The organism is Kocuria oceani (assembly GCF_029524215.1).
Classification (GTDB): Bacteria; Actinomycetota; Actinomycetes; order Actinomycetales; family Micrococcaceae; genus Kocuria; species Kocuria oceani.
This window is the reverse complement of record NZ_JARAMH010000012.1, coordinates 138,312-150,732: the sequence shown is the minus strand read 5'-3', so window position 1 is coordinate 150,732 and position 12,421 is coordinate 138,312. Positions and strand designations below refer to the sequence as shown.

Sequence of the window (12,421 nt, the reverse complement as noted above, 5' to 3'; positions counted from 1 at the left end):
ATTGAGCGGTGCCCGACGACCGTTCCGCCACCGCCGCCGACCCCGCTGCCGCCCACGAACCCGTGCCGGAGCTGCTGGTCGGCCTCGTCCTCTCGCCCCAGATCGCCGGCGTCCTGCCCCGGGACCTCGCCGGCTCCCTGCTCACCCCGCTGCACGAGCGCTACCCCGGGGTGCGCTGGCGCCTGACCGCGGCCGAGGACCGGCTGGTGGTCCCACCGGCCGACGGGCTCGACCTGCTGGAGGCCGCCCGCGACCGGATGCTCGACGAGGACTGGGACCTCGTCGTCGTCCTCACGGACGTCCCGCTCAAGGACGGCCGCAGCCCGGTGCTCACGCAGCTGAGCCCCGTGCACGGCGTGGGCCTCGTCGCCGTCCCGGCCCTCGGACCGGTGCACGTGGGGCAGAAGGTCCGGCAGACCGTGGTCCGGGTGGTCGGCCACCTGCTGGGCCACGACGCCGAGGACGCGGACGACGCCGAGGCGCAGGAGGAGCTCGTCCGGCGCGCCCGGCAGCGCGCGGAGGACCTCGAGGACCGGCCGGAGGACAACGCCGTGCAGTTCACCGCCCGGGTGCTGGGCGGCAACGTGCGCCTGCTGCTGGGGATGATCCGGGCCAACCGGCCCTGGACCCTGGTGGTGCGGCTGTCCCGGCTGCTCGCCCTGGCCGCGGCCACCGGGGTGCTGACCCTGGTGGCCTCGGACCTGTGGCTGCTCGCCGCCGCCTACGGGCCGTGGCGCCTGGGGCTGCTGGGCCTGCTCTCGGTGGGTGCGGTGACCGGTGCGCTGATCGTGGGCGCCCGGCTCTGGGAGCGTCCGCGACGGCGCGCCGAGCGCGAGCAGGTGGCGCTGTTCAACCTGGCCACGGCCGCGACCGTGGCCATCGGCGTGGTCGTGTTCTACGCCGCGGTCTTCGCCCTGTCCTGGCTCGGCGCCCTGCTGCTCGTGGACGGCGACGTCTTCGCGGCGGTGATCGGTGCCCCGGCCGGGGCGGACGAGTACGGCAAGCTGGCGTGGCTGACGGCCACGCTCGCCACCGTGGGCGGGGCCCTCGGCGCCGGGCTCGAGGACGACGACGCCGTGCGCGCCGCCGCGTACACCCGCTCGGAGCCCTGAGCGCCGCGGCGCTCAGCCGCCGGACCGGCCGGCCGGCTCCTCGCGGTGGCGCCGTGCCGGGTGGGGCAGGCGGCGAGCACGCGCACGGCGGGTCCTTCCGCTCGGCGGGCGTGCTTCGGGGCTCCGTCGCGCCGCGGTCGTGCTCCAGGAGACGGCCCAGGGGGACGCAGTGCGCCGCAGCCGCGGTGATCAGTAGACTTGGTGTCCCCGGCGTGGTCCGGGAACTCTTCCCGAGAGGACACGATGACCGCCACGCAGCAGACCCCTCCCGCGCCCCGCACCCCGCGCCGGCCGCGGCTCCGGCGCAGCAACTGCCACCGCCCCGGCATCACGCGCCGCGGCCACGGCAGGGGCTACGTGTACCGGCACGCCGACGGGACCAAGGTCGAGGCGCCCGAGGAGCTCGACCGGATCCGGGGCCTGGCGATCCCCCCGGCCTGGAAGAACGTCTGGATCAGCCCGCAGCCCAACGGCCACATCCAGGCCACCGGGACGGACGACGCCGGGCGGCGCCAGTACATCTACCACCCCCGGTGGCGGGAGCTGAAGGACCGGGAGAAGTTCGACCGGGTCCTGGACTTCGGCGACACCCTGCCCCGGGCCCGGCCGGCGGTGACGCGGCTGCTGCGCGCGGAGGGACTCACGGAGGAGAAGGCGTGCGCCGCGGCCTTCCGGCTGATGGACGACGCGGCCCTGCGGATCGGCAACGAGGAGTACGCCCAGTCCAACGGCTCCTACGGAGTGACCACCCTGCTGGTGCGGCACGTGCGGGTGGACGGGGACGACGTGCACCTGGACTTCCCCGGCAAGAGCGGGCACCAGTGGTCGCTGACCCTCCGGGACGCGGACCTCGCCGCCGCGCTGGCCCCCATGCTCGAGCGGGATCCGGACGAGCCCGCCCTGGCCTACCGGGACGAGGACGGGCAGTGGGCCACCACCACCAGCGCCCGGCTCAACGACTTCGTCCGGGACCGGTGCGGACAGGACTTCACCGCCAAGGACTTCCGCACGTGGCAGGGCACGGTGAGCGCCGCCCTCGCGCTGGCCGCCCGCGCGGACACGCGCCCCAGCCAGAGCGCCCGCAAGAAAGCCGTCTCCGCGGCCATGCGGGAGGTCGCCGAGCACCTGGGGAACACCCCCACCGTGGCCCGCAGCTCCTACGTGGACCCGCGGGTGGTCGACCGCTTCCACCACGGGGAGACCATCGACGCCGACACCTACCGGGCGGCCGAGCGGAACCTGCGGTCCTTCCTGACCTGAGGCGGTTCCGCCCGCGCGTCAGCGCCGGATGCCGTACCGGAAGTACAGGACGGGCCCGACGAAGTTGATCGCGATGATCGCCGCCCACTTGCCCTTGCCGCCGTCGACCTCCTCAGCGGGGCGCAGGGCCAGGTCCGCCCAGGCGGTGGCGGCCAGCGAGACCTGCACGGAGGCCAGCGCCAGCAGCGCCGTCTGCTGCCCGGCCGTGAGGTCCTGCCACCTGGTCCTCCACCCACGGGCGCTCCTGCGGGTGGTGCTCCTGCTCGTCCCGGTGCGGGTCATGGTCGTCCTCCCGTTGGTCGGGGACGCGGTGTCCCCCTCGGCCGGCCGCTCCTGTCACGTCGGCGCCGCGGCCAGGCGCTCGACGAGCAGTGGGTGCCGACGGATCCCGTCCCCGTGGACAGCCTCTGACGCGGGGGCGGGGCGTGGCCGGCCATGCGTGCGGCCGCCGGCGCGTTGCGCGCTGCGCTGCGTCCCACGTCCACGACGACCTCCTCCGGCCGCTCGCGGCGCGGCCCCGGTCCTCATGGTGGAGCGGGAGCCGCCGGCAGTCAACGCCGCCGTCCCGGCACGGCCCGCGTGGCTTCACACACTGGTGCCGTGCCACAGGGAGCGCAGGCCACCGCGAGGCCCAGCGCACCGGCCGGGGCGGTGACGGCAGCGCCGCCCCGGTCGCGGCGACCACCCCGCTGCGGCTCCGTGTCCCAGTGTGACCGAGGAGCACGGGCGTCCGCCGCGACCGCGGCCGGGTGGCCGGTCTAGCGTGGGGGAATGACCCGGTGCCCCACCCCGTCGCAGGCCCCGCCCGGCCTCGTCACCTGGCCGCCCGCGGCAGTGCGCGCCCAACTGCTCGCCGGCCTCACCCCCGTCCCGGACACGGGGCCGCGGTCCCCGTTCCGGGAGCCGACCGGTGCCCCGCGGCCGGTGCCCCTGCTGCACTTCCCGGCGGCCGACGTCCCGGTGCCCCGGAGCCGGCCGTGACCCGGCCGCTGCCGCGCGCCGCCCGGAGGCACTGGGCTGCGCTGGAGCGCACGGGCTCCCCGGCGCCGCCCGCCGCGGCTCCCGCGGCGCTCGCCGGCCTGCCCGAGCCCGCGTGCCGCTGGCTGGCCCGCGCCGTGCCGCCCGGCACTCCGGCGTGGTCGATGGCGGAGCTGCGGATGCGCGGTGAGATCCGGCTGGGCGGCAGGTGGCGCGCCTTCTCCGCGCGCCAGCTCCTGGCACCGGGGGTCGGCTTCGTGTGGGCCGCCCGCACCCGGGTCCTCGGCCTGCCGGTGACCGGCTTCGACCGCTACGGCGCCGACGGGGGCGAGCTGCGGTGGCGGCTGCTGGGGGTCGTGCCCGTGCTGTCCGCGGCGGGCCCGGACATCACTCGCAGCGCCGCCGGGAGGCTCGCCGGCGAGGGCGTCATCGTTCCGCCGGCCTGCGTGCGCGCCGCCTGGTCCGCGGGGACGGTCCCGGGCACCGCCGTCATGTCCTGGGTCCTGGACGGAACGCCCGAGGAGTGCCTGGTCCGGGTCGACCCGGAGGGCCGGCTCGTGGAGCTGCGCATGCAGCGGTGGGGTGATCCGGACGGCACCGGATCCGGCCGTCACCCGTTCGGGGTCGCGCTGTCCGCGGAGAAGTCCTTCGACGGCGTGCGGGTGCCCACCGCGCTGCGCGCCGGATGGGGGTGGGGGACCGACCGGCAGGCCGAGGGGGAGTTCTTCCGGGCCCGGATCGAGGACGTCCGCTTCCGCTGAGCCCCTCGAACGGCGCCCCGGAGGGACCGGCCCGGAAGAGCCCGATCAGCGCGCCGGGTCCTGGTCGCCCAGGGAGTCGCCCGGCCGGTCGCCCCGGCGGTCCGGGGCCGGAGGATCCGCGGGCGCCGGGGGCATCGCCGCTTCCCGGGGCGGAGGCTCCGCAGGACCCTGGTCGAGCCGGAAGGGCGGGTACTCGTCCCGCATCAGCAGGACGTAGGCCAGCACCCGGTTGACCCAGCGGTTGATGCCCACCACGAGGGCGAACAGCTCGGGGCGGTACCGGCCCGTGAAGAGCAGGATCACAGCGGCGACGAGCACGAGCAGACCGAGCAGGGACGGCCCCCAGCTGGTCGTGGTCGTGCTGCCGTCCGTCTCCGAGACGCTGGTCCACCTGCTCCCGCCCGTGAGCACGCCCAGGACCAGCAGGTGCGGGATCGCCAGCAGCCACCACTTCACGAGCACCAGGCCGCGGGACAGCCGCTCCGGATAGGCGACCTCCAGCTCCGCGGGGTAGTCCGCGCGGGCCGGCGTGAACGGCGGGTGCCGGTCGGTGCCCAGCGCCGCGTACGAGTAGAACCCCACGCGCCAGCTCCACCGCAGCACCCCGGCGCAGAAGGAGAACCACGAGGGCGGGTACCGACCCGTGAACAGGACGACGATCCCCGCCGCCACCGTGGTGACCACGAGGGCGAACCACAGCACGGCCAGCACGATCAGGTGCGGGATCACCAGCAGCCACTTCACCAGCCACAGCCACCGGGACAGCCCCGTGTCGAGGAGGCCGGTCAGGCGCACCGGATACGGCGGTGCCGGTGCCCCGTCCCGGGACGGGACCCCGGCGAGGGCCGCACCCGGGCCCGTGCCGCGCGGCGGGGTGACCGGGCCGATGTCCCGGCCGAGTCCGGCGGCGCCGAGCAGCAGCAGCGGGACGCCCGCGGCCAGGCCCACCAGACCGCCGATGAGCTGGCCGCCGGCCAGCGGGCCGAGCAGGTCCGAGCGCGCCCCGACCTGCACGTCGGCCCACACGGGGCGGGCGGCGTCGGCGTTCATGACCACCAGCGTCCAGCTGCCCGAGCGCAGGTCCAGGGTGAGCTCCCGGGTGCCGGGGCCCTGGTCCGAGTCGGCCCAGAAGGTCCGGTTCCCGGGCCGGCCGGGCGCCCGCTCGCCGGGGACCCGGTCCGGGGCGTCGTCCCCGGCCTCCGTGCCGGCGCCCATCCGGGCATGGGCCACGCCGTCCAGGTACCGGTCGACGTCCTCCGAGGCGGCGACGCCCACGAAGAGCTCCTGCCCCGGGTCCACGGCCGTGACCCGGACCTGCACGCTGCCCAGCTCGTTCAGGAAGGGCACGGGGGACACCTCGGCCTCCCCGAGGTCGAGCACGGCCGGCGGTCCGACCAGGGCGTAGGTGATGGTCTGGTGCCGGTCCGGGGGCGAGCTGAGGTAGCGGCCTCCCTGCTGGGCCGAGGCGGCGGCGGCGAGGACCAGCCCGCTGACCAGCGCCGCCAGGCCCAGGGCCGTGAGAAGGGTGCCCACCACCAGCAGCACCCACTGCCCGGGCCGGGTGGGGCGCGGGCCGGGGTGCCGGCCGGCGGGAGCGGGCGGATCGGAGACGGGCTGCGCGGTCACGGGAACCCCCTGGTCGGGCGGTGGCCGGGCCGGGGACTCCCGGTCCGGTGGGCTCGGGGCGCGGCGGGACCCGCCGCGAGCGCCGCGCCGGCCCGGCGGATGCTGCCGTGCGCCGGCTCGTGGACGACCGGGGCGGTCATGGCGGGGCTCCTCTCAGTGGTCCTCCCGGCCGGGCGGCACGGGAAGGGCGCTCAGACGTGCAGGACGGCGGCTCCTGTGACCCGGTCCGCGGCCAGGTCCGCCAGGGCCCGGTCCGCGCCGCTCAACGGGTAGGGCACGGTGGTGGGACGCAGCCCCGTCCGGGCGGCCAGCCGCAGGAACTCCTCGCCGTCCTGCCGGGTGCTGGCGGTGACGCTGCGCAGCTGCCGCTCCTGGAACAGCTCGGCGGCGTAGTCGAGGGCCGGGACGTCGCTGAGGTGGATCCCGGCGACGGCGAGGGTGCCGCCGCGGTCCAGGGCACGCAGGGCCGGGGGCACGAGGGTGCCCACGGGGGCGAAGAGGATCGCCGCGTCCAGGGGCGCCGGGGGAGGCTCGTCGGCCGCTCCGACGAAGTGGGCGCCCAGCTCGCGGGCCAGCCCGCGGGCCTGCTCCGAGCGGGTCATCACGTGCACCTCTGCGCCCTGGTGCAGGGCCACCTGGGCGGCCAGGTGCGCGGACGCCCCGAACCCGTAGATGCCCAGGCGGCCTCCCGGCGGCAGCTGCGCCCGGCGCAGGGCCCGGTAGCCGATGATCCCCGCGCACAGCAGCGGGGCCGCGTGCTCGTCGTCGAACTGCTCGGGCAGCCGGTAGGCGAAGGCCTCGGGGACGAGTGTCAGCTCCGCGTAGCCGCCGTCGTGGTCCCACCCGGTGAAGCGCGGGTCCGTGCAGAGGTTCTCCTGGCCGCGGCGGCAGAACTGGCACCGCCCGCAGGTGCTGCGCAGCCACGCGACGCCCACGCGCTCGCCGGTCCGGAACCGGGAGCACCCGGGGCCCCGGCCCACGACCTCGCCGACGACCTCGTGGCCCGGGATCGTCCCGGCCCGGTGCAGGGGCAGGTCGCCCTCGGCCAGGTGCAGGTCGGTGCGGCACACGCCGCAGGTCCGGACCCGTACGAGCAGCTCCCCGGGCCCGGGCGCGGGGTCGGGGCACCGCCCGAACCGCATCGGTCCACCGGCCACGGGGCCGGGCTCCTCGATCCACCAAGCGCGCATGGTTGCCCGTCCGTCCCCCGGCAGCCGGCCCGGCCGCAGGCCGGTTTCCTGTTCTGCTCCGAGTGTAGGAACGGATCCGCGGCCCCGGCGGGAAAGGAGGAATGTTAATGCCCGGGGCGGCGCGCGGATCCGGCGACCGGGGGTGTTCCCTTCCGGGCCGCGGGGGACGACCATGGGGGCGGAGGACCCCGGGCGCCGTCCGCGTCACGCCCGCCCGGTGGGCCCTGTCCCGGCGCGGTAGGAGAGGACGCAGACATGGCCGAGCGCATCGACCGGTGGCCCACGGGGACGCCGTGCTGGGCGGACATCATGGTCTCCGACCTGGACCGCTCCATGGACTTCTACGCGTCCGTGCTCGGCTGGAGGTTCACGCCCTCGGACCCCGCGTACGGGGGCTACTGCAACGCCCTGGTGGACGGCGAGCCCGTGGCGGGCCTGTCCCCGGCGCTGCCGGAGACGGAGGACGACCCCCACGCCTGGGCGGTCTACCTCGCCTCCGACGACATCGTGGCGACCGGCCGGGCCGCCGTGGCCGCCGGGGCGCGCCAGCTCTTCGAGCCGATGGAGGTGGGCCGCTTCGGCACCATGGGCGTGTGGATCGATCCCACGGGGGCCGCCTTCGGGGTGTGGCAGCCGCGGGACCACACGGGCTTCAGCATCATCGGCAAGCACGGCGCCGTGGCGTGGTGCGACCTCCTGACCTCGGACCAGCAGGCCGCCGAACGGTTCTACGCGGAGGTCTTCGGCTACGACTACCAGGACATCGGGACCCGGCACGAGGCCTACGCGGTGTTCACGGTGCCGGGGATGGACCGCAGCGCGGGCGGGATCGGGGTGCCGGCCGAGGACGTCGACCACCTGCAGGAGGCGCCGCCCCTGTGGTGGGTGTGCTTCGAGGTCGACGACGCCGACACCGCCGCCGAGCGGGTGATCGGGGCCGGGGGCAGCCTGCTCGGGGAGCCGGAGGAGTTCGGCTACGGAGAGCTGGTGTTCGCCGCCGGCCCGGACGGCGAGCGCTTCGCCCTCATGGGGCCCTCCTCGGAGGACTGGGCCGAGGCGCACGACGAGGACGACGAGGACGACGAGCGGTGAGCGCGTCCCGGGCCCGCGGCGCGCCGCCGGTCCGGGAGGCGCCTCGGGCGCTGCCGCTCAGGTGCTTCGGCGGCGGGGCCGCGGTCGAGGACCGTCGGCCGGGGCACCGGGTTCCGTCGGCTCAGAACAGGCCCACGACGGCCCCCACGAACCACAGCACGGCGAACAGCAGCACCAGGCCCAGGATGGCGGCGATCGCGATCTTGCCCTTCGCGGAGTCCCCGGGGTGGTCCACGTCCAGGTCGGGATTGTCGGGCCCGACGCCCACGCCGGCGTCGGGAGGGGTGTCGCCGGCGATGCTGCGGCCGGACTCCTCGTTCAAGGCGTCCTGGGCCTTCTCGGGGTCGTTGCGCGCCTGCTCGGGATTGATGTCGGCCACGGGGACCTGCTTTCTCGGGTCGGTCCTGCACGGGATGTGTGTCCCAGCAGACTAGCAAGCCTGCTGGCGGTATGGGTGGGAGGGGAGCGGAGGATCAGAGGTGTGAGGCCCCGGAAACCTGCGCGCCATGTGCGTGTGGAAAGAATTGGCTGCTACTCGTGGTATCACTTGTACCGTGTGGTGCCCGTCACACCTGTCGGCAGCCCGGGGACCACGTCCCTGTTCCGTGACCCGGAGCGGGGTCTGCCGCTCGCCCTTCCGAGGAGTCCGTTCATGTCCATGCCATTCCGCCCGGGGCGCGCCCGCCGCGCCCTCGCCGTCACGTCCCTGGCCGCCGCGGCCTCCCTGGCGCTCACCGGCTGCCTTGCCTCGGACCGGGAGGAGGGCGGGTCGGGGGAGGCCGCCGCCGGCGACGTCGACGGCACGTTCGTCTTCGCGGCGTCGTCCGACCCCAAGTCCCTGGACCCCGCGTTCGCCCAGGACGGCGAGTCCTTCCGCGTCTCGCGCCAGATCTTCGAGGGGCTCGTGGGCGTGCAGGAGGGCTCCGCGGAGCCGGAGCCGCTGCTGGCGGAGTCCTGGGAGCAGTCCGAGGACGGCCGGACCTACACGTTCCAGCTCAAGGACGGCGTCACCTTCCACGACGGCACGACGTTCGACGCGGAGGCGGTCTGCGCGAACTTCGACCGCTGGTACAACTTCGAGGGCCTGCTGCAGTCCGAGAACATGGCCTACTACTACGGCTCGCTGTTCAAGGGCTTCGCGGACTCCCCGGAGCAGGCCATCTACGCCGGCTGCGAGGCCACCGGTGAGCAGGAGGCCGAGGTCACGCTGAACAAGCCGTTCGCCGGCTTCATCGCCGCCCTGTCCCTGCCGGCCTTCGCCATGCAGTCCCCCACGGCGCTCGAGGAGTACGGCGCGGACACCGCCGGCGGCACCGCGGAGTCCCCGGAGCTGTCCGAGTACGCGCAGGGCCACCCCGTGGGCACGGGCCCGTTCCGGTTCGAGTCCTGGGACGTGGGCAACCAGGTGGTCCTGTCCGCCTACGAGGACTACTGGGGCGAGCAGGGCCAGGTCACCGACGTGATCTTCCGGATCATCGACGACCCGCAGGCGCGCCGCCAGGCCCTCGAGTCCGGCAGCGTGGACGGCTACGACCTCGTGGCGCCGGCCGACACCCAGGCGCTGCAGGACGGCGGCTACAACGTGGTCACCCGCGACCCGTTCACCATCCTGTACCTCGGCTTCAACCAGGCCCAGGAGGAGCTGGCGGATCCCCAGGTCCGCCAGGCCATCGACCACGCGATCGACAAGGAGGCCCTGGTCTCCCAGACGCTGCCCGAGGGCACCACCGTGGCCACGCAGTTCATCCCCGAGTCCGTCAACGGCTACAACGAGGACGTCACCCAGTACGAGTACGACCCCGAGAGGGCCCGCCAGCTGCTCGAGGAGGCCGGCTACGCGGACGGCCTCGAGCTGGACTTCAGCTACCCCACGGGCGTCTCGCGGCCCTACATGCCCAACCCGGAGCAGACGTTCACCACGCTCACCGCGCAGCTCGAGGAGGTGGGCATCACCGTCAACCCGCAGCCGGACAAGTGGTCCCCGGACTACCTGGACCGGGTCAACGGCACCTCCGACCACGATCTGCACCTGCTGGGCTGGACCGGTGACTACAACGACACCGACAACTTCGTGGGCGTGTTCTTCGGCCAGGAGAAGCCCGAGTTCGGCTTCGACGACCCCGAGCTGTTCCAGGCGCTGGCCGACGCCCGCGAGCTGACCAGCGTCGAGAAGCAGACCCCGGTCTACGAGGAGATCAACGACCAGATCATGCAGAAGCTGCCGGCCGTGCCCCTGGCCAACCCGGCGCCGTCGCTCGCCTTCGACGCCCGCGTGGAGTCCTACCCGGTGAGCCCGGTCAACGACGAGGTCTTCAACCGGATCCAGCTCAGCGAGTGAGCCCCGGGCCCGGGGGCGGCGCACGCGCCGTCCCCGGGCCGCCCCGTCTCCCGACGGTCTTCCCCCTGCCCCTCTCCGCCCGGAAGGACCGGAATGCTCCGCGTCATCGGCAAGCGGCTCGCCCTGCTGATCCCCACCCTCCTCGGCCTGTCGATCCTGCTCTTCGCCTGGGTCCGGGCCCTCCCCGGAGGGCCCGCCACGGCCCTGCTGGGGGACAAGGCCACCCCCGAGGCCGTGGCCCGCATCAACGAGGTCTACGGCTTCGACCGGCCCCTGGTCGAGCAGTACTTCGTCTACATGGGCCAGCTCCTCCGGGGGGACTTCGGTGCCTCCATCGTGACCGGCCGGCCCGTGGTCGAGGAGTTCCTCACCCGCTTCCCGGCCACCCTGGAGCTCGCCCTCGTGGCGCTGGTCTTCGCGGTGGGCGTGGGAGTCCCGCTGGGCTACGTGGCCGCCCGCCACCGCGGCCGGCCCCTCGACCACTCATCCGTGGTGCTGTCCCTGCTGGGGATCACCGTGCCCGTCTTCTTCCTGGCGTTCATCCTCAAGTGGCTGCTCGCCATCAAGGTGCCGCTCTTCCCCGCGGACGGGCGGCAGGACCCGCGCATCGACGCGACGCACTACACCAACTTCTTCGTCCTCGACGGTCTGCTCACCGGGGAGTGGGACGCCGCGTGGGACGCGTTCCTGCACCTGATCCTGCCCGGGGTGGCCCTGGGCACGATCCCGCTGGCGATCATCGTGCGCATCACCCGCGCCTCGGTGCTGGAGGTGCAGAGCGCCGACTACGTGCGCACCGCCCGCGCCAAGGGGCTGACGCGCAGCCTCATCCGCGGCCGCTACATCCTGCGCAACGCCATGCTGCCCGTGGTCACGACCATCGGCCTGCAGACCGGCCTGCTGATCTCCGGGGCGGTGCTGACCGAGACCGTCTTCGCGTTCAACGGCATCGGCCGGTTCCTGCGGGACGCCATCTTCAACCTGGACTACCCCGTCCTGCAGGGCTTCATCATCTTCATCGCCCTGGCCTACTCCCTGATCAACCTGCTGGTGGACATCTCCTACAGCCTCATCGACCCCCGGGTGCGTGTTCAATGAGTGCCACACTTCCCCCCGCCCCCTCCGGGCCCGCGCACACCGAGGGCCCCGAGTCCGTCGCGGTCGTCCCGGGCACCGCCGAGCAGACCGGCACGAGCCTGTGGAAGGACGCCTTCCGGCGGCTGCGCCGCAACCCCGCGGCCATCGCCGGCGCCGTGATCGTGGGCGTGTTCCTGCTCGTCGCCCTCCTCGCCCCGTGGCTCGCCCCGTTCGGCGGCGAGGAGCTGCCCGGGCGCACCGAGATCACCCCCACCGAGATCCCCGGCCCCGGCGACGTCGAGGGCTACCCGCTGGGCCTGGACCGCTTCGGCGGGGACCTGCTGTCCAAGCTGATCTGGGGCGCCCGTGCCTCCCTGGTCATCGGCGTGGTCTCCACCGCGCTGGGGCTGGCCGGCGGGATGCTGCTCGGTCTGCTGGCGGGCGGCTTCGGCGGCTGGGTGGACAGCGTCATCATGCGCTTCGTCGACATCCTGCTCTCCGTGCCCAACCTGCTCCTCGCGGTGTCCATCGCCGCGATCATGGGCCAGAGCCAGTGGGCCGTGATGATCGCGATCGGCGCCTCGCAGGTGCCCATCTTCGCCCGGCTGCTGCGCTCCTCGATGCTCTCCCAGAAGGGGGCGGACTACGTCCTGGCGGCCCAGACCCTGGGACTGTCCCGGAGCACCATCACCATGAGCCACCTGCTGCCCAACAGCACCGGGCCGGTCATCGTGCAGGGCACCCTGACCCTGGCCACGGCGGTGATCGACGCGGCCGCCCTGTCCTTCCTGGGGCTGGGGGGCGGCGTGCCGCAGACGGCGGAGTGGGGCCGGATGCTCACCTACGCCCAGGCCGAGCTGGCGATCGCCCCGCAGCTGGCGTTCCTGCCCGGGCTGTGCATCGCCGTCACCGCCCTGGGCTTCACCCTGCTGGGAGAGTCCCTGCGGGAGTCCCTCGACCCCAAGTCCCGAACCGCGTGAGGTGCAC

At 74.5% G+C, this 12,421-nt stretch carries 12 protein-coding genes; 8 read left to right on the top strand and 4 right to left on the bottom strand.

The genetic code is table 11. From position 1 onward, the window contains the following. The first annotated feature begins 8 nt into the window (after positions 1-8). Positions 9-1,112 carry a hypothetical protein gene (locus PU704_RS13735; RefSeq protein ID WP_277551725.1) on the top strand — a complete coding sequence of 368 codons (1,104 nt, stop codon included), beginning with the start codon at positions 9-11 and terminating at the stop codon, positions 1,110-1,112. A 243-nt stretch (positions 1,113-1,355) separates the two neighbouring features. Beyond that, a complete protein-coding gene (locus PU704_RS13730; RefSeq protein WP_047801572.1) occupies positions 1,356-2,372 on the top strand; it encodes a DNA topoisomerase IB in 1,017 nt (338 codons plus the stop codon). 18 nt (positions 2,373-2,390) lie between these two features. Here PU704_RS13730 and PU704_RS13725 read toward each other — a convergent pair whose 3' ends face one another. Further along, positions 2,391-2,654 carry a hypothetical protein gene (locus PU704_RS13725; RefSeq protein WP_277551724.1) on the bottom strand — a complete coding sequence of 88 codons (264 nt, stop codon included), beginning with the start codon at positions 2,652-2,654 and terminating at the stop codon, positions 2,391-2,393. 489 nt (positions 2,655-3,143) lie between these two features. On the opposite strand from PU704_RS13725, the gene PU704_RS13720 reads away from it, so the two are divergent. Beyond that, complete coding sequence (locus tag PU704_RS13720; protein WP_277551722.1) at positions 3,144-3,353, top strand: hypothetical protein; 210 nt, start codon at positions 3,144-3,146, stop codon at positions 3,351-3,353. Next, entirely contained in the window at positions 3,350-4,111 is a 762-nt protein-coding gene (locus PU704_RS13715; RefSeq protein WP_083665105.1) for a DUF6544 family protein, read from the top strand. The genes PU704_RS13720 and PU704_RS13715 overlap by 4 nt, the downstream gene beginning before the upstream one ends. Positions 4,112-4,156: 45 nt before the next feature. Here PU704_RS13715 and PU704_RS13710 read toward each other — a convergent pair whose 3' ends face one another. Together PU704_RS13710 and PU704_RS13705 are read right to left on the bottom strand one after the other, a co-directional pair. Next, a complete protein-coding gene (locus PU704_RS13710; protein ID WP_277551721.1) occupies positions 4,157-5,737 on the bottom strand; it encodes a DUF4389 domain-containing protein in 1,581 nt (526 codons plus the stop codon). Positions 5,738-5,928: 191 nt separating this feature from the next. Further along, entirely contained in the window at positions 5,929-6,927 is a 999-nt protein-coding gene (locus PU704_RS13705) for a zinc-dependent alcohol dehydrogenase family protein (protein WP_277551720.1), read from the bottom strand. A gap of 255 nt (positions 6,928-7,182) precedes the next feature. On the opposite strand from PU704_RS13705, the gene PU704_RS13700 reads away from it, so the two are divergent. Further along, entirely contained in the window at positions 7,183-8,019 is an 837-nt protein-coding gene (locus tag PU704_RS13700; protein ID WP_277551719.1) for a VOC family protein, read from the top strand. 121 nt (positions 8,020-8,140) lie between these two features. Here PU704_RS13700 and PU704_RS13695 read toward each other — a convergent pair whose 3' ends face one another. After that, the gene (locus PU704_RS13695) at positions 8,141-8,398 is read right to left on the bottom strand and encodes a hypothetical protein (RefSeq protein ID WP_047801577.1); all 258 of its coding nucleotides are present in this window, start codon (positions 8,396-8,398) and stop codon (positions 8,141-8,143) included. A gap of 273 nt (positions 8,399-8,671) precedes the next feature. Between PU704_RS13695 and PU704_RS13690 the strand changes: the two genes are divergently transcribed. From PU704_RS13690 to PU704_RS13680, 3 genes are all read left to right on the top strand, one after another. Beyond that, on the top strand, positions 8,672-10,357 hold the full coding sequence (locus PU704_RS13690; protein WP_277551718.1) for an ABC transporter substrate-binding protein: 1,686 nt from the start codon (positions 8,672-8,674) through the stop codon (positions 10,355-10,357). Positions 10,358-10,450: 93 nt separating this feature from the next. Then, entirely contained in the window at positions 10,451-11,455 is a 1,005-nt protein-coding gene (locus PU704_RS13685) for an ABC transporter permease (RefSeq protein WP_075872180.1), read from the top strand. Continuing rightward, entirely contained in the window at positions 11,452-12,414 is a 963-nt protein-coding gene (locus tag PU704_RS13680; protein WP_047801579.1) for an ABC transporter permease, read from the top strand. The genes PU704_RS13685 and PU704_RS13680 overlap by 4 nt, the downstream gene beginning before the upstream one ends. The last annotated feature ends 7 nt before the right edge of the window (positions 12,415-12,421 follow it).

Bases quoted from the DNA above. Each gene is read 5' to 3' on its own strand.
- PU704_RS13690 (WP_277551718.1), top strand. From the start codon at position 8,672: ATGTCCATGCCATTCCGCCCGGGGCGCGCCCGCCGCGCCCTCGCCGTC.
- PU704_RS13705 (WP_277551720.1), bottom strand. From the start codon at position 6,927: ATGCGCGCTTGGTGGATCGAGGAGCCCGGCCCCGTGGCCGGTGGACCG.
- PU704_RS13730 (WP_047801572.1), top strand. From the start codon at position 1,356: ATGACCGCCACGCAGCAGACCCCTCCCGCGCCCCGCACCCCGCGCCGG.
- PU704_RS13685 (WP_075872180.1), top strand. From the start codon at position 10,451: ATGCTCCGCGTCATCGGCAAGCGGCTCGCCCTGCTGATCCCCACCCTC.
- PU704_RS13680 (WP_047801579.1), top strand. From the start codon at position 11,452: ATGAGTGCCACACTTCCCCCCGCCCCCTCCGGGCCCGCGCACACCGAG.
- PU704_RS13725 (WP_277551724.1), bottom strand. From the start codon at position 2,654: ATGACCCGCACCGGGACGAGCAGGAGCACCACCCGCAGGAGCGCCCGT.
- PU704_RS13700 (WP_277551719.1), top strand. From the start codon at position 7,183: ATGGCCGAGCGCATCGACCGGTGGCCCACGGGGACGCCGTGCTGGGCG.
- PU704_RS13720 (WP_277551722.1), top strand. From the start codon at position 3,144: ATGACCCGGTGCCCCACCCCGTCGCAGGCCCCGCCCGGCCTCGTCACC.